24 protein-coding genes, 1 tRNA gene and 1 pseudogene are annotated in these 26,254 nt (G+C 59.8%); 14 read left to right on the forward strand and 12 right to left on the reverse strand.

The window, feature by feature from the left end; all coding sequences use genetic code 11:
* Window positions 1–304: pseudogene (locus GG26_RS02500) on the reverse strand (hypothetical protein); the annotation flags it as partial.
* A 33-nt stretch (window positions 305–337) separates the two neighbouring features.
* Window positions 338–967: a cobalt-precorrin-8X methylmutase gene (locus tag GG26_RS02505; protein WP_011429368.1), complete on the reverse strand. Its 630-nt coding sequence runs from the start codon at window positions 965–967 to the stop codon at window positions 338–340.
* A gap of 493 nt (window positions 968–1,460) precedes the next feature.
* Here GG26_RS02505 and GG26_RS02510 point away from each other — a divergent pair, with 493 nt between their 5' ends.
* Complete coding sequence (locus GG26_RS02510) at window positions 1,461–2,531, forward strand: alpha/beta fold hydrolase (protein WP_099884263.1); 1,071 nt, start codon at window positions 1,461–1,463, stop codon at window positions 2,529–2,531.
* 141 nt (window positions 2,532–2,672) lie between these two features.
* Here GG26_RS02510 and GG26_RS02515 read toward each other — a convergent pair whose 3' ends face one another.
* From GG26_RS02515 to rimP, 3 genes are all read right to left on the reverse strand, one after another.
* A complete protein-coding gene (locus tag GG26_RS02515; protein ID WP_011429365.1) occupies window positions 2,673–3,320 on the reverse strand; it encodes a flavin prenyltransferase UbiX in 648 nt (215 codons plus the stop codon).
* Between the two features lie 55 nt (window positions 3,321–3,375).
* The gene (nusA, locus tag GG26_RS02520) at window positions 3,376–4,743 is read right to left on the reverse strand and encodes a transcription termination factor NusA (protein WP_011429364.1); all 1,368 of its coding nucleotides are present in this window, start codon (window positions 4,741–4,743) and stop codon (window positions 3,376–3,378) included.
* Between the two features lie 159 nt (window positions 4,744–4,902).
* A complete protein-coding gene (gene rimP, locus GG26_RS02525) occupies window positions 4,903–5,376 on the reverse strand; it encodes a ribosome maturation factor RimP (RefSeq protein ID WP_099812470.1) in 474 nt (157 codons plus the stop codon).
* A gap of 321 nt (window positions 5,377–5,697) precedes the next feature.
* Here rimP and GG26_RS02530 point away from each other — a divergent pair, with 321 nt between their 5' ends.
* Complete coding sequence (locus GG26_RS02530) at window positions 5,698–6,213, forward strand: TIGR02652 family protein (protein ID WP_011429361.1); 516 nt, start codon at window positions 5,698–5,700, stop codon at window positions 6,211–6,213.
* A 34-nt stretch (window positions 6,214–6,247) separates the two neighbouring features.
* Here GG26_RS02530 and GG26_RS02535 read toward each other — a convergent pair whose 3' ends face one another.
* Complete coding sequence (locus GG26_RS02535) at window positions 6,248–6,388, reverse strand: hypothetical protein (protein ID WP_011429360.1); 141 nt, start codon at window positions 6,386–6,388, stop codon at window positions 6,248–6,250.
* On the opposite strand from GG26_RS02535, the gene GG26_RS02540 reads away from it, so the two are divergent.
* Window positions 6,338–6,730, forward strand: a complete 393-nt coding sequence (locus tag GG26_RS02540) for a DUF29 domain-containing protein (RefSeq protein WP_049749706.1) — start codon at window positions 6,338–6,340, stop codon at window positions 6,728–6,730. The genes GG26_RS02535 and GG26_RS02540 overlap by 51 nt on opposite strands.
* A gap of 112 nt (window positions 6,731–6,842) precedes the next feature.
* On the opposite strand, the gene GG26_RS02545 is transcribed toward GG26_RS02540, so the two are convergent.
* Window positions 6,843–6,914 (reverse strand) — tRNA-Met (locus tag GG26_RS02545).
* Between the two features lie 59 nt (window positions 6,915–6,973).
* On the opposite strand from GG26_RS02545, the gene GG26_RS02550 reads away from it, so the two are divergent.
* The gene (locus tag GG26_RS02550; protein WP_414388740.1) at window positions 6,974–7,519 is read left to right on the forward strand and encodes a GDYXXLXY domain-containing protein; all 546 of its coding nucleotides are present in this window, start codon (window positions 6,974–6,976) and stop codon (window positions 7,517–7,519) included.
* A 36-nt stretch (window positions 7,520–7,555) separates the two neighbouring features.
* Here the strand turns inward: GG26_RS02550 and GG26_RS02555 are convergent, their stop codons facing one another.
* The 3 genes from GG26_RS02555 to GG26_RS02565 are packed head-to-tail and all read right to left on the reverse strand — an operon-like array spanning window position 7,556 to window position 11,796.
* Window positions 7,556–8,200: a Rho termination factor gene (locus GG26_RS02555; RefSeq protein WP_414388742.1), complete on the reverse strand. Its 645-nt coding sequence runs from the start codon at window positions 8,198–8,200 to the stop codon at window positions 7,556–7,558.
* Window positions 8,193–9,542 carry an AAA family ATPase gene (locus GG26_RS02560; protein WP_414388744.1) on the reverse strand — a complete coding sequence of 450 codons (1,350 nt, stop codon included), beginning with the start codon at window positions 9,540–9,542 and terminating at the stop codon, window positions 8,193–8,195. Before GG26_RS02560 ends, GG26_RS02555 begins: the two co-directional genes overlap by 8 nt.
* 46 nt (window positions 9,543–9,588) lie before the next feature.
* Window positions 9,589–11,796 (reverse strand): phosphoketolase, encoded by a 2,208-nt coding sequence (locus tag GG26_RS02565; RefSeq protein ID WP_414388746.1) that lies wholly within the window; start codon window positions 11,794–11,796, stop codon window positions 9,589–9,591.
* Between the two features lie 728 nt (window positions 11,797–12,524).
* Between GG26_RS02565 and GG26_RS02570 the strand changes: the two genes are divergently transcribed.
* The 7 genes from GG26_RS02570 to GG26_RS02600 all read left to right on the forward strand — a co-directional run bounded on the left by GG26_RS02570 (window position 12,525) and on the right by GG26_RS02600 (window position 18,686).
* Entirely contained in the window at window positions 12,525–12,950 is a 426-nt protein-coding gene (locus GG26_RS02570) for a hypothetical protein (RefSeq protein ID WP_228375410.1), read from the forward strand.
* A 534-nt stretch (window positions 12,951–13,484) separates the two neighbouring features.
* A complete protein-coding gene (locus tag GG26_RS02575; RefSeq protein ID WP_228375409.1) occupies window positions 13,485–14,540 on the forward strand; it encodes a leishmanolysin-related zinc metalloendopeptidase in 1,056 nt (351 codons plus the stop codon).
* Window positions 14,541–14,635: 95 nt separating this feature from the next.
* The gene (locus GG26_RS02580; protein WP_099834676.1) at window positions 14,636–14,923 is read left to right on the forward strand and encodes a hypothetical protein; all 288 of its coding nucleotides are present in this window, start codon (window positions 14,636–14,638) and stop codon (window positions 14,921–14,923) included.
* A 64-nt stretch (window positions 14,924–14,987) separates the two neighbouring features.
* On the forward strand, window positions 14,988–15,326 hold the full coding sequence (locus tag GG26_RS02585; protein WP_011429350.1) for a hypothetical protein: 339 nt from the start codon (window positions 14,988–14,990) through the stop codon (window positions 15,324–15,326).
* Complete coding sequence (locus GG26_RS02590) at window positions 15,326–16,225, forward strand: DMT family transporter (protein ID WP_414388749.1); 900 nt, start codon at window positions 15,326–15,328, stop codon at window positions 16,223–16,225. Before GG26_RS02585 ends, GG26_RS02590 begins: the two co-directional genes overlap by 1 nt.
* Window positions 16,226–16,283: 58 nt before the next feature.
* The gene (locus GG26_RS02595) at window positions 16,284–17,360 is read left to right on the forward strand and encodes a glycosyl transferase (RefSeq protein WP_414388751.1); all 1,077 of its coding nucleotides are present in this window, start codon (window positions 16,284–16,286) and stop codon (window positions 17,358–17,360) included.
* Between the two features lie 30 nt (window positions 17,361–17,390).
* The gene (locus GG26_RS02600; RefSeq protein ID WP_414388753.1) at window positions 17,391–18,686 is read left to right on the forward strand and encodes a class I SAM-dependent methyltransferase; all 1,296 of its coding nucleotides are present in this window, start codon (window positions 17,391–17,393) and stop codon (window positions 18,684–18,686) included.
* A gap of 48 nt (window positions 18,687–18,734) precedes the next feature.
* Here the strand turns inward: GG26_RS02600 and GG26_RS02605 are convergent, their stop codons facing one another.
* Entirely contained in the window at window positions 18,735–19,514 is a 780-nt protein-coding gene (locus GG26_RS02605) for a hypothetical protein (RefSeq protein ID WP_041438081.1), read from the reverse strand.
* 222 nt (window positions 19,515–19,736) lie between these two features.
* Window positions 19,737–20,141, reverse strand: coding sequence for an IS200/IS605-like element ISSoc6 family transposase (gene tnpA, locus GG26_RS02610; RefSeq protein WP_011429345.1), 405 nt, complete (start codon window positions 20,139–20,141; stop codon window positions 19,737–19,739).
* Window positions 20,142–20,191: 50 nt separating this feature from the next.
* On the opposite strand from tnpA, the gene GG26_RS02615 reads away from it, so the two are divergent.
* From GG26_RS02615 to GG26_RS02625, 3 genes are all read left to right on the forward strand, one after another.
* Window positions 20,192–21,241, forward strand: coding sequence for an RNA-guided endonuclease InsQ/TnpB family protein (locus GG26_RS02615; protein ID WP_414388756.1), 1,050 nt, complete (start codon window positions 20,192–20,194; stop codon window positions 21,239–21,241).
* Between the two features lie 372 nt (window positions 21,242–21,613).
* On the forward strand, window positions 21,614–22,921 hold the full coding sequence (locus GG26_RS02620) for an efflux RND transporter periplasmic adaptor subunit (protein WP_099812481.1): 1,308 nt from the start codon (window positions 21,614–21,616) through the stop codon (window positions 22,919–22,921).
* A 67-nt stretch (window positions 22,922–22,988) separates the two neighbouring features.
* Complete coding sequence (locus tag GG26_RS02625; RefSeq protein WP_414388759.1) at window positions 22,989–26,189, forward strand: efflux RND transporter permease subunit; 3,201 nt, start codon at window positions 22,989–22,991, stop codon at window positions 26,187–26,189.
* The last annotated feature ends 65 nt before the right edge of the window (window positions 26,190–26,254 follow it).

The following is a 26,254-nucleotide window of genomic DNA, read 5'->3' on the forward strand; positions in this document are numbered from 1 at the left end:
CGGCCCGGATCTCGGCAATTTGGGCTGCAAAGGCCTGCCGCATCTCCGTCATCTGAGCCTCAAACCGCTCGGCAGCCCGCTGCTGCTCAGTTCGGATCTCGGCGATCTCGGCGGAGAAACGCTCGGCGGCCCGCTGCTGCTCGGCCCGGATCTCGGCAATTTGGGCTGCAAAGGCCTGCCGCATCTCCGTCATCTGGGCCTCAAACCGCTCGGCAGCTCTCTGCTGTTCGGCTCGGATCTCTTGAAGCTGTTCTTGTTGAAGCTGAAGGTTGCGGATCAGCCACTCCTCTTGTTCGGGGGTCATGGGAAAGGTCTGAAGATGTCGTTCCAATTCTAGTCAGTTGGGGATGGGATCCCGGCGGGCGGCCAGCAGTAGGGCATTGACGATGGCAGCGGCCACCGGGGATCCGCCTTTGCGGCCCTCCACCCGAATCTGGGGGACATCCGTTTGCGCTAGCGCCCGTTTGGCCTCTTCCACTGCCACAAAGCCCACTGGCACCCCGATCACCAGGCTGGGCCGGATCCGCTGGGCCCGCATCTCTTCCACCAGCGCCAGCAGCGCCGTGGGCGCGTTGCCGACGACAAAGATCGCTTCCGGGTAGCGCCGGGCTACCTTGACCATCCCCTGGGCCGTGCGCGTTTGCCCGGCTTCAAGAGGCTCTTCTGCCCAGTCCAAAGCGCAATGGAGCGGGATCCCCTGCGCCGCGAGGCCAGCTTGGATCCCGGCGGCCACCATCCGCACATCCACCACCAGCGGCCGTCGTTGCCGCAGGGCCGCCAGTCCCGCCTCAACTGCCGTGGGGCTGAACACAAAGCGATCCCGCAGCTCGAAGTCAGCGGTGGCGTGGATGGCGCGGCGCACGATCTCATAGGGGATCCCTTGCCAGGGGTGGGGGCCGATCTCTTGGTCAATCTGGCGGAAGCTGGCCGCTGTAATGGGGTCTATCCAAGCTGTTTCATCCATCATGGGATCGGTAGGCAGAGCCACATCTGGCAGGAGGGTTTTCTCCATCCTGTTGACGCAAGCGGTTTTGTTTGGAAAAAGGGGTGGGGAATGTCCAGAAAAAGCCGCTCAAGAGGGTTATCTGAGAGAAACGCCCCTCCAGTCCACTCTAGACGCCCTCCAGCAACCGCTAAGATCGGTCTATCCTGATGGAGGTGGGCCTGCTGTTGTCACATACAAAAGGATAGCTTGGTAGCCCCGCACTTTAGTGCGGGGCGGAAAAGCCCGCTAGCGACTTTAGTTGCTAACTGCTATAATCCTAGCCAGACCAGGGGAAAACGCTAACTACGGTGAAAAACCCGAGCAGCAACAAATCCTCTGGAGCGAGAAGTAAGCAGAACCTTGGGGCTTTGCCTTAAGGAACTGTCTAGAGGCGCTTTGACAACGCCGTTACGGGTTCTTTTGTGGACTGCGTAAGAATCCCCCGCCTTTAGGCGGTGGGAGTGTCAATCCTCCCTTGCCTGAACATAACCCTCCTTCTTCTTCTCCCTCTGCTGCTGTCGGCGGGGCAGGTTTCCCCTCCCTTGCGACGCCCCCCTCTTCGGTCGGCAGCAGGGATCCTGTCTCAGGGCTTCCTCGCTATGGTCATTCCCAAACCTGGCTCTGGCGCGGCTGGCCTATTCATTTCACCTACACCCCCAGTCGCGCCCAAACCGCCAGCGGCCAGGTGAACTTGACGGCGGCTCCGGCCATCTTGATCCATGGCTTTGGGGCCTCGGTGGGCCATTGGCGCCACAACATTGTTCCTCTGGGATCCCAGCGCTCCGTCTATGCTCTCGACCTGCTGGGATTTGGCGAGAGTGCCAAGCCGGAGATCGCCTACAGCGTCGATCTGTGGGTCGAGCAGGTGTACGAGTTTTGGCGAACCCACATCCAGCAACCTAGCCTCCTGGTAGGCCATTCCATTGGGGGCCTGGTGGGGGTGATTGTGGCTGCCCGCTATCCCCAGATGGTGAAGGGTTTGTGCTTGATCAGTTGTGCCGATGGGCCTCACCCCGAAGAATTGTCCCCTCCTTGGGATGTGTTGGTGCAGGCCCTTTGCGAAGGGATCCTGGCTGTTTTGGGCTGCCCGCTCACCTATCCTCATTTGTTTAACTGGCTGCGACAAACCGAGGTGCTGCGGGCCTGGATCAAAAATGTCTACAAGCGGGACGAGCAGGTGGACGAGGAGCTGGTGCAGATCTTCCAGAGGCCGGCCTTTGAGCCGGGGGCAGCCCACGTGTTTTTGGATAGCCTGAGGGCCATTCTCTGCCGCCGCTTCGACAGTCCCAAGCGCCTGTTGCCCACGCTCAAGATGCCCATTCTCCTCCTCTGGGGCCAGGAAGATCCGGCGGTGCCCAGCTTTTTGGCGGATCAGTTTAAGCGCTGGCAGCCGGCTCTTACGTTGGTGAAGCTGCCAGGGGTGGGCCACTGCGCTCACGACGAGCTGCCCCACTGGGTCAACACCCTCATTAGTGAGTGGGCAGCTAGCCTGGAGACTTGCCCTAACTTGTCCACCCACCTTCGCAAGAATCCCGCGGCTGGCTAGTCCAGCCAGTTCCCCTGCCCAGGTTCAGCAGTGCCCTCCCTGCTAGCGGTGAAACCTTATGTATGAATGAATGATCGCGCTAGGTGGGAACCTCCCTCTCCGGTTGGGAAAGCGGCTAGGGATGAGGGCCAAGGGATCCCTTTAGTCCTCGGGGGGCAGCTTGAGGATCTGACGCTGACGCATCCCCTGCCAGCGCTGGATGAGGTCGCTGTCGATGCCAAACTGATCCAGGGCCTTCACCACCACAAAGTCCACCAAGTCCAAGAGGGTACGCGGCTGGTGGTACCAGGCCGGAATGGCCGGGACGATGCGCGCCCCTGCCTCTGCCAGGATGGTCAGGTTGCGCAGGTGAATGAGGCTGAAGGGGGTTTCCCGCGGCACGATGACTAGGCGGCGGCCTTCTTTGAGCTGCACGTCAGCCGCCCGCTCCAGCAGGTCAGAGCTCAGCCCAGCGGCCAACTTGGCTACCGTGCCCATGCTGCATGGGATCACCAACATCCCCTGCGTGCGGTAGGAGCCGCTGGCAATGGTTGCCCCCACATCTTGCCAGCGGTGGCAGACCAAGGATCCGCCCTCGCTTTCGGCCTGCTGCCGCCAAAACTGGGCCTGCCGCTGGGGATCTGCCGGCAACGGCACCCCTTGCTCCCCTTGCCACACCTGATAGGCCGCTTTGGAGGCCACCACCTCGACGCGGTAATCCAGGCTGAGCAGAACGTGTAGGGCGCGCACGGCGTAGAGCATCCCGGAGGCGCCCGATATACCAAGGATGATCGGCTGGGAGGAGTTCAAGGGCAGGCGGAAAGGGTCTTTACCTCAGTTTACCGACTGCCGAGGCCCCTCGGCTCTAGGCCTTGGGCTGGGCGATGTCGAACTCGGCGTCGTAGTCGAAGTCCTCGTCTTCCTCGACCCAGTCTTCCTCCAGCCTATCGTCCTCTTCCAGCTCCTCCTCTAGGCGAAGCTTCTCTGGGTACTCCTCGTCCAGCCCCAAAGCGGCTCGCTCTTCCCGCCGCCGGAAGCGCTCCAAAGCCGCCGGCGTGATGAAGGGATACGGCAGCCCCTGCGCTTGCGCCTCCTCCAGCGCTGCCCGGTAGCTCTCCACTTCCTTGATGTCAATTTTCCAGCCAGTGAGGCGAGCGGCCAGGCGCACATTTTGCCCCTCTTTGCCGATGGCCAGGCTGAGCTGGTCGCTGGTCACCAGCACATGGGCCTGTTGGATCTCCGGATCCACCAACCGCACCTCCACCACCTTGGCCGGGCTGAGGGCGTTGGCGATGTAGGTGGCCGGATCCGGCGACCAGCGGATGACGTCGATCTTCTCGTTGCGCAGCTCTGCCACCACCGCCTGAATCCGGGATCCCCTTGCCCCAATACAGGCCCCCACCGGATCCACGTCCCGCTCCACGGTATCGACGGCAATCTTGGTGCGCGGCCCCACGTTGCGGGAAGGCGGGTTGGCCTCCCGCGCCACCGCCACGATGCGCACAATGTCCTCTTCGATCTCCGGCACCTCGTTGGCGAACAGGTTCACCACCAAGCCGGCGTCGGCCCGAGAAACCAAAAGCTGCGGCCCCCGCCGGGATCCCTCGTATACCTTTTTGAGGTAGACCTTCATCACCGCGTTGGGGGTGTAGCGATCGCTGGCCAACTGCTCCTTCTTGGGCAGTTCGGCTTCCACCTCCGGCTGCCCAAAACCGCTGGATACCGCCATGATCACCGTCTGCCGCTCCGTGCGCAGCACCCGTGCCTGCAACACGGTATTTTCCAGGTCGCGGAACTCTTCTTGAATCAGGCGGCGCTGCTGGTCACGCAACTTCTGGGCCAGCACCTGCTTGGTTTGGATGGCCGCCATGCGGCCAAACTCCGCCTGTTGGGGAGTGACGTCATTGGTTACTTCCCAGCCAACTTCGGCTTCCGGGTAGTCCTGCTGCACGTCGTACAGGGAGATCTCGTGATCTGGATCCCGTACCTCCTCGACAATGGTTTTGGTGGCCAAAATGCGAAAGCCCCCTGCCTCCACATCCAGCTCCACATCGAAGTTGCGGAAGTGGTCTTCTTCAAAGACGACATCTCGCTGAATGGTTTTGCGGTAGCGTTCGTAGCCCTTGAGCAGCGCCTCCCGCAAGGCGTTGGTGACCGCATGGCGGGGCAAGTTGCGCTCCCGCGAGATCATCTCCACCATTTCTGCCAAACCGGGCAGAGGCACCATCGACATAAGCTGTTGTCCTCCTAATGCAACTTAAGCTGGGATGAAACTGCTATCACTGTTGCTCCGCAATCCTGACGGGAAATGCATCGCCGCACAGCAGGCAGCTCCGACGCGAAGACAGGGCAACACACTTCGCGCTCGAACGTCCTCTCTATCCCCATTCCTCTACTCGGTTTCCGCCTCTGAGAGGACAACCCGCTGCACCGAGGCGCGGGGCAACTGCACGCGTCGTCCCTTGAGGGATAGGGCAACTTTCTCCTCATCCCGACCCAGCAGATGCCCTGACCAGACAGCTTTGCCCTTGTAGGGGGGATCCACCGTCACCTCCACCGCAAACCCTTTGAAAACCACAAAGTCGCGGTCGCTGATGAGGAGGTTGCTGATGCCGGGGCTGGAGACCTCCAGCACATAATGGCCGGGGATCAGATCCACTCGATCCAGCTCCACTTCCAAGGCCTGGCTCATAGCTTCGCAATCGGCGTGGCTGGTTTCCTGCTCCGGATCCAGCGGACGGATATCCACCCGCAGCACCGGCGGATACTGGTTGGTGTGAAAAACCATCTGTACCAACTCGTACCCCAGTCGAGCGGCCAAGGGACGGGCCAGACTCTCCAACTGCGGGATCAGAGGGTGAACCATAGCCAACTCATCGCCAACTCGGTGTAACGGCCAGATCCCAGCCCAGCGAAGCTGGAGCCGGCAGCGGGGGCATCTTCCCCCTAAAAAAGCAAAGAAGTGGGCGCTACCCACTCCCCGTTATCATTGCGGAGATCCTTGGGAATCTACCTGCCGTCGCGGGGGGCTTTGGGCAGGCTTTTCCCTGGCTATGATCTTAGAATACTTTGTCGGATTTGGCCAGAGGGATCCGCGTGAGCCAGATCTGCAAAAGGCCACACCTATAATTAATGTGGACAGCCGCGGATTTGCCCAGACACCCAGCCGCATTCTGTGGGGTTTCCTATGACCGTTGCTTTCTCCTATCCCATCTTTGGCCCCAGCATTCAATGCCCCCACTGTCGGCAGACGATTGCGGCCCTTACCCTGACCGATACCTACCTCTGCCATCGCCACGGCGCCTTTGAGGCAGATCCCGAGCAAGAGGAGCTGGTTCACCTGCAATCAGGGCGGCGTTGGCGCCTCTGGGAAGGCCGCTGGTACCGCCAGCACACCCATGCCGATGGGATCCGCTTCGAGATTCACGAAGAGCTGGATCGCCTGCGCATGCAGGGGATGCGGGCCACGCAGGTGATCGTGGCCGAGCGCTACCGCTCTTTGCTCACCCCCTACCTGGAGCAGGGATCCCAGCGGCGCCCCGGCCCACCCCGCCTCTACGGCCTGCCGGTTAGCTTCAGCTCCCAGCTTCCTGAAGGAGCCGGTGGCTCGCCGCAGCGCTGGCGGGTGATCAACTTCGAGCTGATCTGCGAGCTGGATCCGGCCATGCGACAGCCGCAATCCCGGCTGCAGTTCTGTGACTAGCCCTGAGAAAGGCAAGGTCGGGCTTTAGAAGCGGCTAACCCGCCTGGGATCCCCCCTCCGGCTCAGGGGAGGCTATACCCCAGTAGGTGTAGCCGACCCACTTTGGTTGGCTAGGCATGTAGAATTGTTCCAACTGCTCAAAGCGAAACCCTGCCTCTCGGAGCGAGCGGGCCATCTGGCAGAGGAAATCGAGGCTTTGGGCAGGCAAGAGCGCCGCGAATTGGTCAATCGCTTGGGGATCCTGCCGGGACACCTCCTCAAGGGGCAGTTCCAGCTCCAGCTTCGCGGCAAAAGTTGGCGGGCAACTATTAGCGAACAACGTCGCCAAATCCAGCAATTGCTCAAAGAGAGTCCTAGCCTAAAGCCTGAGCTTTTGGCAGCTCTGCCAGAGGCTTACCAAGACGGGATCCTGTTGGTGGTGAAAGAAACGCCGCTCTCGGAAGAGGATCTGCCCGCCGAGTGTCCCTACACGCTTGAGCAGGTAATGGATCTCGGCTTTTATCCGGGATCGGAATAGCTCAAGGGGCTTTGCTCGCCCTTGGAAGTGCCGCCTCTTGCAACCTGAGAGCAAAAGCCGGAGCTCCAGCTTAACTGTCCTCCACAAGCTGTAACCAGAGCCTTAGGAAGGATGGCTCAGGCGTGATTTGAACACGCGACCCAGGGCTTATGAGTCCCCTGCTCTACCGCTGAGCTACTGAGCCGGGAAGATGCTTAACTAGGATAGCATCTTTGTGCAGGAAGTTGCTCTCGTCGGCTGGCAATGTCGCCTCCTTTTCTTAAGGGATCCCTGTTTTGGCTGGCCCTGGTGCTGCAGGTGGGCCTGGTTGGGCTGGTGCCAGCTCGGAAGGCGCTTACCCTTGCCACTGGCTCCCCGATCTACTTGCAGATTGCTCCTCTGGATCCCTATGACCCCTTGCGGGGCCGCTACGTAGCTTTGAGCTACACCGTTGCCCAGCTTTCCACCCTAGAGAAACTGCCCGGCTGGTCCCCTGAGCTCGCTAAGCCAGGGATCCTCTACCTGTGCTTGGCCCCTCCTGCCGGGGATCCTGCTCAACCCTGGCAGGCCATTGCCATCAGTCGCGACCGGCCCAGGGAGCTGCGGCCTGGGGAGGTTGTCCTGCAAGGGTGGTTTGATGGGCGGCAGCTTAGGTTTGGGATCGAAGAGTTTTTCATTCCAGAAGCGCTGGGCGATGATCTGGAACCAGAGATCCGCCGCAATCCAGAAACCCTGCGAGCAGAGGTGAAGGTGGATCCCTGGGGCCAAGCAGCGCTGGTGGGCCTTTGGGCGGGAAAACGACGGTACTAAAGGCCGGCCTTGTTCTGCAGGGGGGGAGGATCCCTTCTAGCCCTCTTTCTTTTTCCGAGAGCGAGTTGCGCTTGTTCTCTTGGCACTGGTAGATGCCGTGGATTTTTTAGAGGACTTCTTCTGGCTAGAAGGTGGCGCTGTAGGAGCTAGAAAAAATACTTCTTTCAGGGCCTCCAACTTTTTGCCTCGTGTAATTTTGCACCCCAGCTTGGTTATGGGGGTTAAGTCCTGCCACCAGCTCCTATCTGCCTCCGCAATTCGCGCGGCTGCAATGGTTACATCAACTCCCTTGAGCGGAGTGCCGGGCTGCTCTGCCAGGTATCTCAACGCGGCCAAGATAGTTTCTCTCGGGGCCTCTGTCAGATTCACCTTTGGGACAATTTCTCTGGTGAGGATTTGGGCCTGCTTAACCTGCTCTGGGTCGGGATCGACAACAATGCACCAGAGCCTCTCCAGCCCTGCCTCTCGAGCAACTGCATAGACAAAATGGTTACCAATGGCCTTGTACTGATAGTCGCCAGCCTCGACCACCAGCAGAGGAACCCAGTTGTGTCCTCCTGTCGCCCTTAGCTGATCTGCGGCTGCGGCAACAAGGAAGGAGGGAGCAGAAAACCCATCGGCGGGCGTAATGCTCTCAAGGGGTAAGTTAACCAACCTACCTAGATCTGAAAACTCACTCATCGATAAAGTACTCACGGGCAAGACTCTGGTAGTATTCTAAAACTCTCCTGTCCCTAAAGACGGCAGGCCTTCGAGCAAAGCTTGCAGAGGATATCACTGCATAGTCAGGTATCCTAAAAATGCTTTTGTCTTCATTACCTTTCTTAAAATGCGGCCAGAAATATGGACGTAGATCTACACTTTTCTCCTGGTTGATAAGCTTATCTATCTCTTCGTTAGCTAGTTGAATAGTGTATTCACTTCCCGAAGAGACGCCGTTGAAAAAGATAGGCAAAGCAATAGGGCCACCATCCTGTCGTGACCTAGCAGTTTCTGGAATAAACTTGGTGATTACTCTAACAGCATTACTCAGGGAAGACAGATCGTCGGGGCGGGTAGGTATCAAAATAACATCGGCAGCAAAAACACCACTTTGGCTGAAGTAAAGCCATTGAGTTGGGCAGTCAATTAGGATGTAGTCATACTCATTGCGAAGAGGGGCAATCAGATCGCGAAGGCGCCGAGTTCCCTTCTGGATATATGCTACCGCCTGGCTATCAGTTAACGTTTCCAGTTCAGGGTCTCTTGGGATAATGTCAAAGATGGAAACTATACTCTGTTTGCCTTGTCTAACTGTCTTGAGTCTGTATGTTTGGACAACGGAATGAACATCTATTTTGGGATCCTTTAAGCACTGCGTCAGTGTAATTTTTCCAGGAGTAACTCCCAAGCTTCTTGTCAGATCTCCTTGGGAATCAAAGTCAACAACTAAGACTTTCTTTCTCTTTGTTGCTAGTGCTGCTGCAAGGTTAATAACTGTTGTTGTTTTGCCTACGCCTCCTTTATTGTTATACACGCAGATAGTCAAAGCCCGCTCGTAGTTTTCTATCTTGTCTCGCAAGTTGCGAACTATGCCCTCAATGTTATTTGAGCTGATATCAAGGTTTGCTGTAGCGGGGTGAACGACTTTTCCGTGCTTTCTCCAAAGCTGGATGTTATTTGCATTGGTGATAATTCCCCATTTTGCAGATTTGCAGTTCTTGGCAAGCAAGTAACTTTCTATCTGACAAACTGCATCCCTATAGCAAGATCCTTCTTTGAGGTTGACTACTCTGGATTTTGCCTCCAAAAGCAAGTAGGGATTCTTCGGGGATCTCAAGAAAATATCTTCAGGATCTCCGTTCTTTCTTGCTGCGAGATCGACCTGGCCGCAACCTGTCTCGAATTCTTCTCTAATTTCCGAGTCGTCAAAGCCAAGCGCCTGCAGGAGGGGAACAGCAAAGTGTTGGACAACAACTCGCTCTACACTCTCGGTGGGAGATATCCTCTCAAGCTTCTCTCGGAGATAGCTAGCCTCAGTCATAGGAAAAAATAAGGTGGACAATGCTAACCAAGCTAAAAGCTCGCCCTCAGCCTAGCAGTTGCTTTGCCCTCTCTGCCAGCGCCTGGGCTGTCAGGCCGTTGTAGTCCATGAGTTCCGTAGGGGTGGCGGTGGTTTCGCCACGTTTCCAGGCAAAGATGTCGCGCGGGCCAGTGTAGCGCAGCAACAGGGGCTCCAACATCAGGCTGGAGCCGCCGGTCACGCCGATAAGGGCTTCGCCGGCAAACCAGGCGGCAAACTCCTGGTCAGACATGAACTCCCCATCGGGTTGGGCACAGGTAGACCAGGCTATATCGCCGGGGCGATAGAGACGGCGGGGGTTGACCACGGAAACAATTTTGCTGCCGATCCCCTGGGCTTGGAGCTGCTCAGCCGCGGCAAACACCGGCAGGAGGATCATATCCCCCACCACGGCAAAGACCACTGTGCGGGATCCGGGCACTTCCTGCAGCACGGTGCAGCCCTGCTCTACTGCTTGGCGAGCCTGTTCCAGGGTGGTGCGGATGGGCAGGGGGGTTTTGCTGGCAAAGATCGGGATCCCTTTGTTGTAGGTAGACAAGGCCCACTCGTAGGCGGCTTGGGCGCAGTTGGCGTCGGGGGGAAAGAGGGGGAAAATGTTGCCGTTGCGCATCATGGCCGCTAGGTAGGCCTCAATTTCCGGCCGCTGGTGGGTCCAGCCGTTGCGGCCTTGTTCCAGGGCTCCGGCGGTGTAGAGAGCAATGGCGGAAGGGGTGGGGCGGCGCAGCTCGGCCATCGCCTGGGTTACCGTCTGCCAGATGGGCAGGCCGTTGACGGCAAAGGATTCGTAAGAACACCACAGGGAGCGCCCGCCAAAGAGCGCCAGGCCTGCCGTCAGGCCGGCACAAGCATCTTCGCTAAGGGGTTCGTAGACCTGCCCTTGGGGCTGTTGGTTGTAGAGGGGATCCGCCGTGGGGTGGATCACTTTCAGGCCCTGGTTGACATTGGCAAGGCCAGAGGCCTCATTGCCGTCAGCGTTGGCCACCAGAAAGTCGGGGTCTTTCTGCCCCACCTGTAGCACCAGGGCGCCGATGGCAGTGGTGGAAACCTGCTTATCGCCGAGGGGGAACTCGGTTAAGTTCAGGGATCCCAGCGGCGGCAAGGGCCGGACGGACTCCGTGACAGCTACCTTGGCGGCTGGCCCGCCAGCAGCCCGTTCACAATTTTGGCGCACCAGAGCCCAAGCGGCTGGGTGCAGGGCCCGTGCCTCCAGAGCGGCCACGATGTCGGGGTGATCCAAGGTGTGGTGGGCGTAGAGGTTGTGGGATTTGGATCCCTTGGCGTGCACGCCTGCCCCCTTCAGTTGCTTGAGGATGAAAACCGTCAGGTGGCCGCCTAGAGCGCACTGGATGGCCCGTTCCATCTCTACCAGCACTCTTTGGACAAAGGCCAAGCGGGCTTCCAGGGAAAATTGGGTGCTATCCACGTAGGGGCCAGGCTGTTGGGCATCGTCGAAGTCTTTGGCATCCACCAGCACCACTTCCTCAAAGCCGTTGCCCCGCCAGTACTCGGCCATCTGAGCGTTGGTGAAGGTAGAGATCATGCTGTGGTGCTCTTGGCTGTAGCCGTTCCAGACCAGCACCGGCAGGAAGTTGGTGCGCTGCGGGAAGGCGGTGTGAAAGTGGATCATGGAGCTCATCACGTAGGGCTCCCCCAGGCCCCCATCGCCGATGGTGACGGGGAAGAGACGGTCTGGGTAAAGCAGAGCGGCGGCCATAGCAAAGTGCTGCCCCTGCCCCAGCGGCCCTGCTGGCGCCAGCAGGCCGGGGATGTAGCCCGACAGGTGCCCCAGCAGCCCTTCTCGTTCCCGAAAGCGGGCCTGCAAGTCGGCGACGGTGTGGATGCCCATTTCTGATAGGGATCCATCCAAGAACATGGCGGCATAGAATCCGGGCGCGTGGTGGCCCACTTCGGTAGGGATGTTCTTTTGGCCCAAGTACACCAAAGCGGCGTAGGCTTCCGCTTGGCTGGCAAAGCCGCCCGGGTGGCCCGAGGCTTTGCTGGCGGTCATCTGCAGCGTGAGATAGCGCAGCGCATCGGCATAGAGCAGGGTTTGGTAGGCGGCCATGCGACTGCCCGGATCCCGCAGCTTGCCGGTGGCAGCATCCACTGCAGGCTCCTGACCCAGGCGGTCGAATTCCGGCCAGGGATCGCCAAAGTAGCGGATCCCTTCGCAAAAGGCGGGGATTTGGGCGGTTGCCTCCTGAGCCAGCGTCATGGTCGAGCCTCACTCTTTGTCGGGTTACTCCTCACTTTAAACCTAATAGAGCCTCTTGGATGTTCTAAGCAGAACTCGTCTAACTGAGGCTACCCCTCTCGGCCCCCAAGTTGGTCAAGCGGTGGGTGGTGCGGCCCAACAGGCTGTTGGCAAGCTTTCGTCATCGATGACAGACGATCTGGACAAGTAAATCAAAAGGGTAGCCAAGATCCATCCTAGGGCAGAGGTTCGGTCGCGATGGCCCGTCCTCACCCTTACCTACAATATCTAGTGTCTCAAACCCTTTAATTACCTATTTTCCCACAATATACAGATGAAAATCTGCTGGCTATTGACCAGTTTCCCTTGTCCTTTACCTGGGAGGGATCGGTGCCCCTTTTTGGAAAGCTGTGGTACATTCGAGGGAGGCCAGAACTGAGCCTTTCCGAGAAGCAGGCTAGAGGCTTTTTGGAGCAAAGCAAAGGGCTGTACTGCAATGGCTTAAGTTTGTAGGGCTGTTGACTTTTTCTCGTCTTGATTGCCTGAGGTTCTCTGGTTTTGTTTGCCCAAGTCTTAGACTTGTGGGGGGTTGCTATTTTCTAGAGGATTTGCGATGGTTGCTAGCTGTTGTTGAGCATTACTTCTAACTAATTGCTTCTTGCCTGTTGTCGATCCGCTTGCTCCCCAAGACCGACTGCTCCATGACAGACACTCGTCCTTGTGCCCCCTGTATCGTAGATAGCGGAATTTTGGTTAATAAGCGGGATATTTACCGTCTTCTGGCGGATCTGGGGCGGGTTCGCTACTTCGATATTGTCGATGGTCGGGTACGAAAGCAGGGGGAGGGCTATGTGATGGAGGTGTTTCAGGATGCAACGGCGGCTACCTTGGTGGCCAATCGCAGCCTTTATCTCAACCTAAACAGCTTTGACTACGCCTGCTTGCGGGATCCCTCCCCCTCGGAGGTGGCAGGCCTGGAGGGGGAACGGCCCAGTGTGGTGATCGATCTGGTTCAAGAGAGCCGCATCTTGCGTTTGGTGCCTTTGTCGGATCCGCTATCGGATCCTGCGCAGTTGTGGGCGGACACTCAGGCGTTGCGGGCGGCAGCAGCGGACGCTTTGGGGGCGGGTTGGAGCCTAGAAGAGGAAGACGGTTCTTCCGACCTGCTGGATTGAAAGGGCTCAAAAAAACGTGCCGCCAGGCCCATCTTCGCTCACTCTTGAGGTGACTGTTATTATTCACACTCCCACTGCCTAAAGGCAGGGGATTCTTACGCAGTCCAGGAACGGACTCGCAAGGGGGCTGTCAAGACGCTTCTAGACAGTTCCTTGGGGCAAAGCCCCAAAGTTCTGCCTACTTAGCAAGTTAGCTGAGACATCTCCTGGGCGCTTGCCCCTACTCGGGTTTTTCACCGTTTTGGGTGCTTGCCTAGGAAGGGCACGCCTCATCAACAATCACACCATTGGCGAGCAACTTGCTTACGGGCTTTTCCTCGCCGCACTAAAATACGGGGCTACCAAGCTATCCTTGCTGTGTCATTCAGGCCCCAGTTTTTGTTCATGAGGATCCACAGAGGTTTCCCCAGCCTCCTAGACATCGCCCATTGAGAATGGGTATGGGTGGCAGAGCCCAGGGCCAATCCTGCTCGGCAAATGGAGGCAACCGGTATGATCTGTCTGGGCTGTGGGGCTTTTGGGTTGGGAGGCAGTGTGAAGGATTTTCGGAAGCTTGGCGGCAGAACGTGGAGCTTGCGCCCGATCGGATCCCTGGTGGCGATGCTCTTGCTGCTGGCGCTCAAGGCTTGCGGGAGAAGTGGTGGTTCCTCTTCGGTAAGTGTCATTCCTACTCCCATTCCAACCATCGTTCCCACCTCTACTCCAGCTGTCGTCCTCACCCCTACCCCGACTGTTCTGCCTTCGCTGACGCCTACCTCTGTTCCCCAGTTCACGATCGACCTTCGCTTTCCCGACAACAGCCTCACTCCCAGTCAGCAAGCCATTGTCCGCAGCGCGGCCTTGAGATGGCAGCAGATCATTGTCGGGGACCAGCCAGATTTGCCCCCCACCTCTATTCAGGCCGACGCATGCAATCGGGGATTTCCCAGCACGCCGCTCAATTTCCCCATTGACGATCTGTTGGTAGAGGTGAGGGCGAGAGACCTAGGCAACGAGCGGGTTTTGGGGGGGGCGGCTCCTTGCTTTGTGCGGGCCTCGAATGGCTTGCCGTTCTATTCAATTGTGCTCTTCAACAGCCAAAACCTCTCGGCTTTGGAAGAGCGGGGGGATCTGCCCATTACTGCCCTGCACGAGTTGGGCCATGCGCTTGGCTTTTTGCCCAGCGTCTGGGATCCCAAGGGGCTGACGGTAGGGTTGGTGGGGCGGGATCAGCCGACGCCGCCGGGCTATGACCCCCGCTTTATCGGCCCGCGGGCAGTTGACGCTTTTATCACATTGGGGGGGAACGCCCCTTCTGTTCCTTTAGAGAATCAGTTTGGGGAGGGATCCCGCGATGCCCATTGGCGGGAGAGCGTCTTGGGCCGCGAGCTGATGACCAGCCGCCTCGACCGGGGGGTGCCCAACCCCCTGAGCATCCTCACGGTGGGAGCCATGGCGGATATCGGCTACGCGGTGAATCCGGCGGCAGCGGATGGCTTTGAGCTGGGGCGCAGCCGGCGCTTCTCGGAGCCGCTGGAGCTGCAGGAGCTGGAGTTGGCCCTGCCGCTGCGGCGGTTTGATGCCACCGGCAGGCAGGTATGGGATCCCTGAGTCGAAAAAAGCATATCTACCTATAGCCAAGCTGCCCGTTCTTAACAATAATGAATGGCCAGTTGCAGAACTTTACGACATCGGCAAACTCTTATATGGGCATCCTCAAAAAGCTGTTCGGCGGTCTTTTTTCCTTCTTTGGCATTCTCTTCGGCGGCCTAGTGGATTTTGTTACCGGCCCTTTTCGTCCGGCGCCTGCCCAATCCGCTCCAACCCAGTCCTCTAGCCCTGCGGCAACGGCTACGCCTGCCAAGCCCAAGGTGGTGGTTGAGAAGCCGTTTGTGCCCAACGAGATCCCGGCTCCGCGTCCTAACCGTCGCCCTGGGCCGGCTCTGGATCTGTTCCGCGCCATGGCCCAAGAGATCCCGTCGGCGCGGGCCTAGCCTGCCGGGTTTGGGGAGCAGCCCGTAAGATGGAGATGGCGCTGGATTCTGGAGACTGCTCCCTATGTCGGATCTTTCTTTCTCAGAACAAGAACGGCTAAGACAGCTTGAGCTTGAACTGGAGCAGGCAACTGGGGCCTCTGGGGAGCTGAGCTCGTCTCAGGGGAGAAATGCCATTCGCGCTTGGGCTGAGACGTGGGGGCGTCCGCTGCTGACGGTTTTGGCCATTTTGGGCTGTATCCTGCTGGTGGGGCTGATCTTCCGGGTTTTCGGCACCGTTCTCAAGTGGACGGTGGTGGCGGGGCTGGGCTATCTGCTCTACGTTTGGGTGGTGGCGCCGCGGCTGGGCCTTTCCACCGGAGCTAGGCCAAAGGCGGACGACAGGGATCTGGACCGCTTTTGATGGGCAGGGATCCCTGGCGGGCTTATGCCTACCTGGCGGCAGCTATCTTGGGCTGGGCCACGGCGGCCAGCGCCTTTAAGTTTGGCCTGCAACACCTTGCGCCAACGCTTTTGCTAATTTTTTCCGCGTGCAGCTCCTGCCTGATCTTGGGGATGGTTCTGGTGGCTACAGGGCGGGCGCATCTTGTCCGCCAGCAGAAGCGATCCCAGATTGCCTTGTCGGCGCTGCAGGGGCTACTTAACCCGCTTGGCTACTACGGGGTGCTGTTCCAGGCCTATGATCGCCTCTCGGCCCAGGCGGCGCTGGCTTTGAATTACACCTGGCCGCTGCTGCTGGCTCTCTTGGCGGCGCCGCTGTTGGGGGAGCGCCTGCGCGGGCGGCTGCTGCTGGCTTTGGGCATGAGCCTAGTGGGGGCGGTGCTGGTGGCCACGGGGGGATCCTGGGACACCTGGCAGGTGGAGGATCCCTGGGGGGTGGGGCTGGCGGTGGGCAGCGCTGCCATTTGGGCCCTCTACTGGCTGCTCAATGTGCGGGATGGACGGGACGCGGTGCTGAAGCTGTTCATGGGGTTTGTCTTCGGCAGCCTCTATGGCCTGCTACTGCTGCCGTTTCAGGAGGTCTCTTGGACAGTTGCGGGGCTGGGTTGGGCGGCTTACATTGGTCTGGCGGAGATGGGCCTGACTTTTGTATTTTGGCTGCGGGCTCTGGAGTTGGCGGGCCATCGGGGATCCCTGGCCAACTGGGTGTATGTGACGCCCTTTTTGTCGTTGGGGTTGATTGCGGTGCTGTTGGGCGAGAGGATTGCGCTGGGATCCGTGCTGGGCCTGGGTCTGATTTTGGCCAGCAATCTGTGGGGATCCCATAGGGAAAAGCCCCCCGCGGATCCTGTTCTGTCCTGAGGCGGTTGCGTTCGCGCCAGCGGGACGGAGTCCTATCGCGTTAGCGGTGCAGAGCACAATGAATCCCGTTCCTCTGTATGTGGCGGCAACAGCTCACGGGTTTGGGCACGTTACCCGTCTGGCGGCGGTCGTGAATGCTTTGCTGCGGCGGGATCCCCATGTTCTGCCCATCTTTGTTACGCCGGCTCCCCGCTGGCTCCTGGAGCGTTACGTGGAGGGGAAGTTTCTCCATCGGCCGCGGGCGTTGGATGTGGGGGTGGTGCAGCCGGATGGGCTGCAAGCGGATCTGCCGGCCACGCTGGCTGCTCTCAAGGCGTTTCAAGCGGGGGCTGCCGACCTCATCCGGGAGGAGGCCGAGTTCATTCGCAGCCAGGGGGTGCCGTTGATCCTGGCGGATGTGCCCCCCATCGCCACCGCCATTGCCGAGGCCGCCGGGATCCCCTGCTGGATGGCCAGCAACTTCGGCTGGGATTTTATCTACCAAGACTACGGCCCCCAGTTTCAGCCCTTGGTGGCCTGGATCCGCGAGCTGTACGGGCGCTGCCAGCGGCTGTTTCGCCTGCCCTTTGCCGAGCCTATGGCCGCCTTCCCTCACCAAGAGGCAGTGGGGCTGACGGGGTCGGATCCGCGCTACTCAGGAGAGGAGGTGGCCCGGCGCCTGGGGCTGGAGCGGGAGCGGCCCACGGTTTTGTTAACCTTTGGCGGGCTGGGGTTGCAGGGCTTGCCTTACGAGCGGCTGGCGGATTTTCCCGACTGGCAGTTTCTCACCTTCGACCCAAAGGCTCCTGCTCTGCCCAACTTGCAGATTCTAGACGGCCAGGTGTGGCGGCCGGTGGATGTCATGCCCCTCTGCCGTTGGGTGGTGTCCAAGCCGGGCTATGGCACCTTGGCAGAGGCGCTGCGCTGTGGCACGCCCATGGCCTGTGTCAACCGGTCGGGGTTTGCCGAGTCGCCCCTGTTGGTGGAGGGATTGCGGCGCTACGGATGGCACCGCATCCTCTCGCCGGAAGAGTTCTTTGCGGGATCCTGGGACTTCCTGCGGGATCCCCCCTACCCACCCCAGGCGTCGGAGAAGTTGGATCGGGGGGGCAATGAGGCCATTGCCGCTGCCATCGCGGCCTTCCTGAGGCGGTAGCATAGGGAGCAGCTTCTTGGAGCGGATCCCATGGCCGGCAGCACGACCGAGTCTTTGCGGCAAGTCTACGAGGAACTGCCCTATCCCAACGTGCCCGTTGAGGCCTCAGGGCGCAACGCCATCGGCAGCCTATACCGCTCAAGCTGGACGACGGCCCAATACGCCCGCACCCGCGCCATCCTGCCCAGCGAGGGGATCGCCATCCTCAATGTCGGCTGTGGCTCCGGCTGGGAGACCTTGATCTTGGCGGAGGCCAACCCGGGGGCACGGCTGGTGGCCTGCGACCTCTCGCCGGAGTCGGTGCGGGCGACGGAGCGACGCCTGCGCTACCACGGCTTCGGAGAGGTGGAGCTGTACGCCCTCGACCTGCTGGAAATTGAACAACTGGGGCAGCAGTTTGACTTCATCAGCCTCAACGACGTGCTCTATTTGCTCGAGGATCCGGTGGCGGGCTTGAAGGCGCTCAAGCGGGTGCTCAAGCCGGACGGCATCCTGCGGGCCAACCTGCACCACGCCTACCAGCGGCAGGTGATCTTGCGCATGCAGGAGGCGTTCCGGCTGCTGGGCCTGTTTGAGCTGCCCACGCCCGAAGCCTGCCAGCAGGTGCGGGAGTTCATGGCCAGCCTGGCCTCTGACGAGCTGCGGGTCTCCCTGCACTGGGATCCCCAGATCTACAGCGACGACACCAACATCCGCGCCAACTACCTCTTGCCTGGGGACAAGGGATTTCTGATCCCAGACCTGATGCGCATGCTCCAAGAGGCAGAGCTGGGCTTGGTTTGCCTTGTGGACTACGCCGACTGGGATCCGGCGCTGCTGTTCAAAGACAGGGCGATGCCGGCCTGGCTGCAGGTGGAGCTGGACAAGCTCTCTCCCGCCGAGCAAAACCACTTCTACGAGCTGATCTACCCCGACCACCGCCTGATCGACTTTTGGGCCGAGCACCCCGGCTCTTCCCTGGTCTTGCCCTGGAGCGACGCCGACTGGCTGGAGGGCAGGGTGCAGCTCAACCCCATCCTGATGGACAATGCCGAATTTCGCCGCAACTTCGCCCAGGCCTACGAAAAGAAGCTGGAGTTTACTATGAACTGGCCGGGGGCCAGCCGCGGCCGCCTCGCCATTCCGGCTCCCCAGATGGCCTGGCTGGGATCCCTCTTGCAGGGGCCAGTGGCGGTGGCCAGCTTGATCGAGCAGGCGGCCCAAGCCCATCAGATAGAACCGGAAGCGGCCCAGGAGCAGGTGCTCACCTACCTGGCGGGGCTGGAGTCGTTTCTGTTTGTGATGTTGGATCCCAGCCCAGCTTCTCTTGGCGCAGAAGGGGCTTGAAATGGCGGCAATCTGGGCCCCGCCTTGGGCGCGCAGGGGAGCGGATCCCTAGCGATCCACTAGGCGCAGCTCAAAGGTGAGGATGTTGGCGGCCAAAATTTCCAAGGCTCCCCCCTCGATGAGCTCGCGGCTGAGGGCAGCCCCGGAGCCACTTTGTTGGATCAATTCTCGGCTGCGGCGCATCGTCTCCTGGCGCTGGGGATCGTCCACGACCACCTGCCGCTGGTTGGAGAGGCTGAGGCGGTAGTAGTGGGGCAGCTCGCCGCGGGTGGCGTCAATGGCCAAGTTGGTTTCCTCGGGGGCGACGCGGAAGGGGGCGCGGGCGGTGAGGAGAGCCACCTGGATATCCTGATCCCGCCCGTCGAGGCCCTCTAGCTCGGAGATGTCGATCTGCAAGCGGAGGGTGTCGCGGTCGCGGCTGAGGCGCTCCACCCGCACCTGGTTGAAGCCGACGGCAAACTCCCGCTCCGGCTCGCCAAACCGCTGGATGGTGGACTGCAAGACCGACTCTTCGTTGAGGGGGGTAACCCGGATCAGGTAGTCCCAGTTCTGGACAAAAGCATACTCATTGGGCCCGACGCGGACATTGGGATCCACCAGATTGGCGGTGGGGCCGGGGCTGCCGGCCCGGCTGAGGGCCACCAGGTACCAGTAGTTGGGGCTGATGGGCAAGCCCATGGTCATGCGCACTTCCAACACCGGCCGCGCCCAAGCGGCAGCCGCCGTGAGGGCTGTGATGGCTGCTGCCCCGAGGCAGCTCCACAGCCAGTGCTGAGGACGAAGCTGAAGCTGCGGTGGGCGAAACCAGGTTACGGCCACAGTTCTCATGTCAGCTTTTTTAACCCCGGCAACTCGCCTTCGCGCCAGGCAACAAAAGACCCGCTGCTTGCGCGACAACTTTGGAACAGTCTAGCCGAAGATGGCCGTTGTCCGGCCAGTTGGGGCTCTGGATCCCGAAGCTGGGCTTTTGGCTAAGCCTACACAGAGGGATAGCTTGGTAGCCTCGCACTTTAGCGCGGGGCGGAAAAGCCCGAGAGCGACTTTAGTCGCTTACCAATGATGTGGGTCATTGATATAGTTTTGAATTACCTCAGCGCTAGCATTCCCCGCAGTACAGAAAAAATAACTTCTGCTCCAAAGGCTAGGTAGTTTTCGCAGGTTAGGAAACTTCTGCCTTAAATATTTGGAAGCTCTACCTTTGAATGCTTTTACCACAAGATGAATTGGGTCGGTAGGCTTAATCTCAAGAAACAGGTGGACATGGTCTGGAGCTATTTCAATCGCTCTCACATGCCAACCCTTCTCGCTAGACAGCTCCTGCCATAGCTCAAACAACCTGTTCCTGACTTCTCCTACCAAGACCTTTTTCCTTCTCTTTGGGCAAAAAACGAGGCGAACAACCGCTAGCCCCACAGCATGGTTGTAGTGATTGTACCGTTGGCTTCCCTCTCGCATTGTTGCTTACTTATGTTAGACTGCAGTTATCATGCCACTTACCAACAAGTATGGGGTACGGCTGTCAGCAGGTTCTCGTCAGGGACAGGGAGCTACTCCCCGTATTAGAGTACTTGTGTCAACAGTCTAATAAGGTGTACAACTGCGCTTTGTACTATGCGCGACAAGTCTATTTCAAAACAAAGCGATTGGCAAGCTATGGTGAGCTTTGCGCTGAAATGGTGAGAACCAAAAACAAGCACTTTATCGCAATGTATGTTTCCGCCGCACAACAGACGTGTAAGTCTGTAGCTGAGGCACTAAGTAGTTTTAAGACAAAGCTGAAACTTTTCTTGCAAGAAGAGATTAGCTTAAGACCAAACCTACCGCGCTACCGTAATAAGGGAATGTTCACGGTAGCATACCCGAAGAAGTGGCTTAAGTTCCAAGAAGGAAGAGTCAGAGTGCCGCTCGGCAACCAGGTCAAAGCTTGGTTTGGGATAGACGCTTTCTGGATACGATTTCCTACCAACTTAGATTGGAAAAATATTAAGGAGCTAAGAATTCTGCCCAGGCATGGGGTGTTCTACTTGGAGTGGATCTATGCTAAGCCCGCTCAACCGCAATCGCTGGATCCAAAAAAGGTACTAGCAATTGACCACGGAGTAAACAACTGGCTTACGTGCGTTAGCAACTTAGGGCATAGCTTCATCATTGACGGACGCAAAGTCAAATCCTTTAACCAGTGGTACAACAAGGAGGTGGCTAGGCTTAAGACTGACAAGCCGCAGGGGTTTTGGTCGCAGAAACTTGAGCGAATTACGGAAAAAAGAAGCCGGAGGATGCGAGATGCAATTCACAAAGCTGCGCGCAAGGTCATTGACTTCTGTTTGCACCACTCGATTGGGAGAATCATCTTTGGTTGGAACAAAGAACAAAAGCAAGAATGCGGTTTAGGGAAGGTCAATAACCAAAACTTTGTTTTAATTCCAACAGGTTGGTTAAAGGAGCGTATTGCGGAATTATGTCAGCACTATGGCATTGAGTTTATCGAGGCGGAGGAGGCGTACAGTTCGCAGGCGAGCTTCCTAGATGGAGATGAGCTACCTAAATTATGGTGAAAAACCCGACGGGTGGAGACCCTCTGGGAAGCGTGTCAAGCGGGGCCTGTACCAAACGGCAAAGGGGTGGTTGGTCAACGCTGAGGCAAATGCTGCCGCCAACCTGCTTAAGAAAGTCAGCAGAACCTTGGGGCTTTGCCTTCAGGAACTGTCTAGAGGCGCTTTGACAACGCCGTTACGGGTCCTTCTGTGGACTGCGTAAGAATCCCCCGCCTTCAGGCGGCGGGAGTGTCAACTTAGTTCTGGATTGGGAAGGATGGCCAGCGCTTTTGCACAGGCACAGGAAGGCACAGGCTCATTACCTTGGTTGGTTGAGCCAATGCAGATGGGGGATCCCTCTGTTTGGGTGCTCGTTGGGGGAGCAGGTTGAGGATGCGATTGCGAACAGTTCTGCCGCTGTTGGGTTTTTCTTTGCTCCTGGCTGCCTGTCGGCCCGGCGGGCCCCCTCGCGGCATGGAGAGTGGAGAAGGCCAGCCGACACCGGTGGCCATCGGCGCCGTGGAAGAACGGCTCATTCAGGAGACGTCGGAGTTCATCGCCAGCCTCGGATCCCAGCAGGTGGCCAGTATTCGGCCCCAGGTGAGCGGCCAGGTGACCCAGGTGTTCGTGCGGCTGGGATCCCAGGTTTCTGCCGGGGCGCCTCTGTTTGCCATCGACAGCCGGCAACAACAGGCGGCGGTGGCCGGCCAAGCGGCCGGGATCGCGGCGGCTCAGGCCAACCTGGAGAGCAGCCGAGCCGTGCTCAGCCAATTGCGGGCGGATCGCCTGCGGCTGGAGGCAGCGGCGGAGTTCGCCCGGGATCAACACCAGCGCAACCTGCGCCTCTTGGCCGAGGGGGCCATCAGCCAGGCGCAAGTGGATCAGTCCAGCCGCGATCTGCGCCAGGCGGAGGCGGCCTTGGCAGCGCAACAGGAGCAGATCCGGGCCCAAGAGGCGGCCATTGTGCGGGCAGAGCGGGAGGTGGAGCGGGCCCGGGCCGAGGCGGAGCGGCAGCAGGTGCAATTGCAGTTTTTCCAGGTCACGGCTCCCTTTGCCGGTATTGTCGGGGAAGTGTTGGTGCGGCAGGGGGACTATGTGACGCCCCAGACGGTTTTGACCACCCTGACCCAAACCCAGGCGCTGGAGCTGAACCTGAATATCCCGCTGCAGCAGGCCCCCCGCCTGCGCATCGGCACACCGGTGCAGATCTTGGACAGCCGCGGCGAGGTGATCGGCACCAGCCAAATCTCTTTCATCGCGCCTGAAGCCGATGCCAGCACGCAATCGGTACTGGCCAAGGCCCTGCTGGAGAACCCCGCCGGCCAGTTGCGCAAGGCCTACGGCCCGCTGGTGCGACCAGCCCAGTTTGTGCGAACCCGCATCCTCTGGGAGGAGCGGCCAGCTTTGCTGGTGCCGGCAACGGCGGTAGCCCGTCTGGGCGCCCAAACCTTTGTCTACACGGTGCAGACGACAGAGCCACCTGAGGAGGGCAAGCCCCCCGGGGCGGTGGCGGTGCAAAGGCCGGTGCGGCTGGGATCCCTCTACGGCAACAGCTACGAGGTGCTGGAGGGGCTGAAGGCCAACGAGCCGATTGTGCTGAGCGGCCTGCAAAAAATCCGCGATGGCGCCCCGATTGTCGATGAGGTGCTTTTGCAGCAGAGGATGCAAGGGGAGGGGAGACCGCCTGGATCCCCGCCCTAGATTTCTCCTCTTGAGCGGTTTCCCAACTTGGTCATCCCCTTCTACTCCTTACGCGGATCCCTGGCCTATGTTTGTCGACTTTTTCATTCGCCGTCCTGTTTTTGCCAGCGTCTGCTCCATCATCATTGTGCTGGTGGGAGCGGTGAGCATTCCCCTATTGCCGGTGGACTACTACCCGCAGGTGGCGCCGCCGGCGGTGAGGGTGACCGCCGTTTACCCTGGAGCCGATGCCGAGACGGTGGAGACGGCGGTAACCAATGTGCTGGAGCAGGAGATCAACGGCGTCGAGGGCATCCGCTACATCTCTTCGGTGAGCAGCAGCAACGGCACCAGCCAGATCACCGTCACTTTCAGCCCGGATCGGGATCTGGACACGGCGGCTGTGGATGTGCAAAACCGGGTGGCACGGGTGCAGGCGCGGCTGCCGGCAGAGGTGATCCAAAACGGCCTTAGTGTAGAAAAGGCCGGCGATAGCGCTTTTGTGCAGGTGGTGGCGCTGCGCTCAGAGGCAGGGGAATACGACGAGCTGTTTGTGAGCAACTACGCCGAGCTGTTCGTGCGCGATGCCCTGCGGCGCATTCGCGGCGTCAGCGATGTCATCGTCTTCGGGGAGCGCACCTATGCCATGCGCATCTGGCTGGATCCGACGCGGCTGGCCGGCTATGGGCTGACGGCGCTGGATGTGGTGAACGCCGTGCGCCAGCAAAACATCCAGGTGCCTGCCGGACAGATCGGCAGCCAGCCCAGCCCCCCGGATCAGGAGGTTCAGATCAGCGTCCAGGCTACGGGGCGGCTGTCGCAGCCGGAGGAGTTTGCCCAAATTGTGCTCAAAGCCAGCCCCGACGGCAGCTTGGTGCGCATTGCCGACGTGGGTCGGGTGGAGCTGGGGGCCCAAAGTTACGATACGTTCTTCCGCATCGGCGGCCAGGAGGCGGTGGGGATCGCCATCACCAAGCAGCCGGATGCCAACGCCTTGGAGGTGTCGCGGCAGGTGCGGCAGACGTTGGCGGAGCTCTCCCGTAGCTTCCCGCCCGGCTTGATCTACGAGATCGCCTTCGACGCCACGCTGTTTATTACGGAGTCGGTGCAGGAGGTGATCTTCACCCTGCTGCAGGCTATTGTCCTGGTGGTGCTGGTGCTGTTTATCTTTTTGCAGGATTGGCGCATCACTCTCATCCCCACTGTCACGATCCCGGTGGCGCTGCTGGGGACGTTTGCGTTTGTGCGCCTGTTCGGCTTTTCCATCAACACCCTGACCATGTTCGGCCTCACCTTGGCCACCGGCCTGGTGGTGGACGACACCATCGTGGTGGTGGAGAACATCTCCCGCTACATCCGCGACCGCGGCATGCGGCCTCTGCAGGGGGCCTCGGCGGGGATGAACGAGGTCCTGGGGGCGGTGATCGCCACGACGCTGGTGCTGTTGGGCCTGTTTGTGCCAATCGCGTTCTTTCCCGGCACCAGTGGCCGCATCTACCGGCAGTTTGCCGTCACCATTGCCGTATCGGTTTCGCTGTCTACCTTCAATGCCATTACCCTGGCTCCGGCGTTGTCGGCGCTGCTGATCCGCCCCCGTTCGGAGCAGATGTTTTGGCTGTTGCGCTGGTTTGACCGGGCCGTGGAAGGGATCCGCGCCGCCTATCGTCGGTTCCTGGAGCTGGTGGTGAAGCTGCGGCTGCTGGTGGTGGCGGGGTTTGTCGCCTGTCTGGGCCTCACCTACTGGCTGTTCCAGGTCGTGCCGACCGGGTTTGTGCCGGATGAGGATCAGGGCTTTTTCATCACCATCATCCAGGGGCCGCCGGGGGTTTCTCTCAATTACACCGACCGGGTCATCCGGCAGGCCAGCGCCATTTTGGACGGGATCCCGGAAATCGAAAACCAGGTGATCGTGGGGGGGTTCAGCTTTACCGGGCCCTCGCCGGGGAACGGGTTAATCTTCGCCACCCTCAAGCCCTGGGACGAGCGGCGGCGACCGGAACAATCGGCGCAGGCGATTGTCAACCGGCTGTTCGGGCCCTTTTTGGGCGGGATCAGCCGCTCGTTGGTGATCCCGATTTTGCCGCCAGCCATTCCCGATTTGGGGGTTACGGGCGGGTTCACCTTCCAGCTCCAGGATCGGGGGGTGAACGATTTCAACCTGCTGCAGCAGACGGCCAACACGCTTTTCTTCGTGGGCAACGCGCCGCCCCCGCCGGGCCAACCCCCCCTGGGCGTGCGGATTAACCCGCCCACCTTCAACGCCAACTCCCCCCGGTTGCAGGTCAAGGTGGATCGGGACATGGCCCAGGTGCTGGGGATCCCGCTGGCCGAGGTCTTCGGCACGCTGCAGACCCTGTTGGGGGGCACCTATGTCAACGATTTCGACCTGTTCAACCGCAACTACCGGGTCTATGTGCAGGCGGATCAGGCTTTCCGGGGCAGCCCCGAACGTATCGGCCAGTTCTACGTGCGCAGTGGGCAGGGGCAGCTTTTGCCCTTGAGCACCCTGGTTCAGGTGGAGGAGACCACCGGCCCTGCAATCATCAACCACTTCAACCTCTTCCGCTCGGCGGAGATCCAGGGCAGCCCGCTGCCGGGCTTCAGCTCAGGGCAAGCCATTCGGGCTATGGAAAGTCTGGCTGCCCGCTTGCTGCCGCAGGGGTTTGGCTTCGAGTGGTCGGGCCTGTCCTTGGAAGAGATCGAGTCGGGGGGACAGGCGCCGCTGATCTTCGCTTTGGGGTCGGTGTTCGTCTTCCTGGTGCTGGCGGCCCAATTTGAGAGCTATGTGGATCCCTTGATCATTCTGCTGGCGGTGCCGCTGGCGGTTCTGGGGGCGCTCTCGGCCCAACTGCTGCGGGGCCTGGCCAACGACATCTTTTGCCAGGTGGGGCTGGTGATGTTGATCGGTCTGGCCAGCAAGAACTCGATCTTGATCGTGGAGTTTGCCAACCAACTGGTTGCCCAGGGGATCCCGCTGGTCAAGGCCGCGATCCAGGCGGCGGAGACCCGTTTCCGCGCCATCCTCATGACGGCCCTGAGCACGATCCTGGGGATTTTCCCGCTGGCCGTGGCCAGTGGCGCCGGGGCTGCCAGCCGCCAGTCTCTGGGCACGGCTGTTATCGGCGGTATGTTCGTCTCGACCCTGCTCAGCCTGCTGGTGGTGCCGGTGCTCTATGTCGTGATCAAGAGAATCCAGGCGCGAGTTTTGGGGAGCGAATCCCGTGGGGATCTGGCCCATCTGCCGCCGCCGGAGGATCCCAAGGGTCTGTTGCCGGAAGAATCGACTTGATTGCAGGGCAAAACCTATGGCTGTGGATTCCAGCTTTTTCCAGCGACAGGGTTGGTAGGCCAACC

It is taken from the genome of Synechococcus sp. 'PEA 65AY6A-5F PE A' (assembly GCF_047462575.1).
Lineage (GTDB): Bacteria > Cyanobacteriota > Cyanobacteriia > Thermostichales > Thermostichaceae > Thermostichus.

What these genes read in the sequence shown, in the direction of transcription:
- GG26_RS02505 (WP_011429368.1), bottom strand. Translation starts at nt 967, where the DNA reads ATGATGGATGAAACAGCTTGGATAGACCCCATTACAGCGGCCAGCTTC.
- nusA (WP_011429364.1), bottom strand. Translation starts at nt 4,743, where the DNA reads ATGTCGATGGTGCCTCTGCCCGGTTTGGCAGAAATGGTGGAGATGATC.
- rimP (WP_099812470.1), bottom strand. Translation starts at nt 5,376, where the DNA reads ATGGTTCACCCTCTGATCCCGCAGTTGGAGAGTCTGGCCCGTCCCTTG.
- GG26_RS02530 (WP_011429361.1), top strand. Translation starts at nt 5,698, where the DNA reads ATGACCGTTGCTTTCTCCTATCCCATCTTTGGCCCCAGCATTCAATGC.
- GG26_RS02535 (WP_011429360.1), bottom strand. Translation starts at nt 6,388, where the DNA reads ATGGCCCGCTCGCTCCGAGAGGCAGGGTTTCGCTTTGAGCAGTTGGAA.
- GG26_RS02550 (WP_414388740.1), top strand. Translation starts at nt 6,974, where the DNA reads ATGTCGCCTCCTTTTCTTAAGGGATCCCTGTTTTGGCTGGCCCTGGTG.
- GG26_RS02555 (WP_414388742.1), bottom strand. Translation starts at nt 8,200, where the DNA reads ATGAGTGAGTTTTCAGATCTAGGTAGGTTGGTTAACTTACCCCTTGAG.
- GG26_RS02560 (WP_414388744.1), bottom strand. Translation starts at nt 9,542, where the DNA reads ATGACTGAGGCTAGCTATCTCCGAGAGAAGCTTGAGAGGATATCTCCC.
- GG26_RS02565 (WP_414388746.1), bottom strand. Translation starts at nt 11,796, where the DNA reads ATGACGCTGGCTCAGGAGGCAACCGCCCAAATCCCCGCCTTTTGCGAA.
- GG26_RS02580 (WP_099834676.1), top strand. Translation starts at nt 14,636, where the DNA reads ATGGGCATCCTCAAAAAGCTGTTCGGCGGTCTTTTTTCCTTCTTTGGC.
- GG26_RS02585 (WP_011429350.1), top strand. Translation starts at nt 14,988, where the DNA reads ATGTCGGATCTTTCTTTCTCAGAACAAGAACGGCTAAGACAGCTTGAG.
- GG26_RS02590 (WP_414388749.1), top strand. Translation starts at nt 15,326, where the DNA reads ATGGGCAGGGATCCCTGGCGGGCTTATGCCTACCTGGCGGCAGCTATC.
- GG26_RS02595 (WP_414388751.1), top strand. Translation starts at nt 16,284, where the DNA reads ATGAATCCCGTTCCTCTGTATGTGGCGGCAACAGCTCACGGGTTTGGG.
- GG26_RS02600 (WP_414388753.1), top strand. Translation starts at nt 17,391, where the DNA reads ATGGCCGGCAGCACGACCGAGTCTTTGCGGCAAGTCTACGAGGAACTG.
- GG26_RS02605 (WP_041438081.1), bottom strand. Translation starts at nt 19,514, where the DNA reads ATGAGAACTGTGGCCGTAACCTGGTTTCGCCCACCGCAGCTTCAGCTT.
- tnpA (WP_011429345.1), bottom strand. Translation starts at nt 20,141, where the DNA reads ATGCGAGAGGGAAGCCAACGGTACAATCACTACAACCATGCTGTGGGG.
- GG26_RS02615 (WP_414388756.1), top strand. Translation starts at nt 20,192, where the DNA reads ATGGGGTACGGCTGTCAGCAGGTTCTCGTCAGGGACAGGGAGCTACTC.
- GG26_RS02620 (WP_099812481.1), top strand. Translation starts at nt 21,614, where the DNA reads ATGCGATTGCGAACAGTTCTGCCGCTGTTGGGTTTTTCTTTGCTCCTG.
- GG26_RS02625 (WP_414388759.1), top strand. Translation starts at nt 22,989, where the DNA reads ATGTTTGTCGACTTTTTCATTCGCCGTCCTGTTTTTGCCAGCGTCTGC.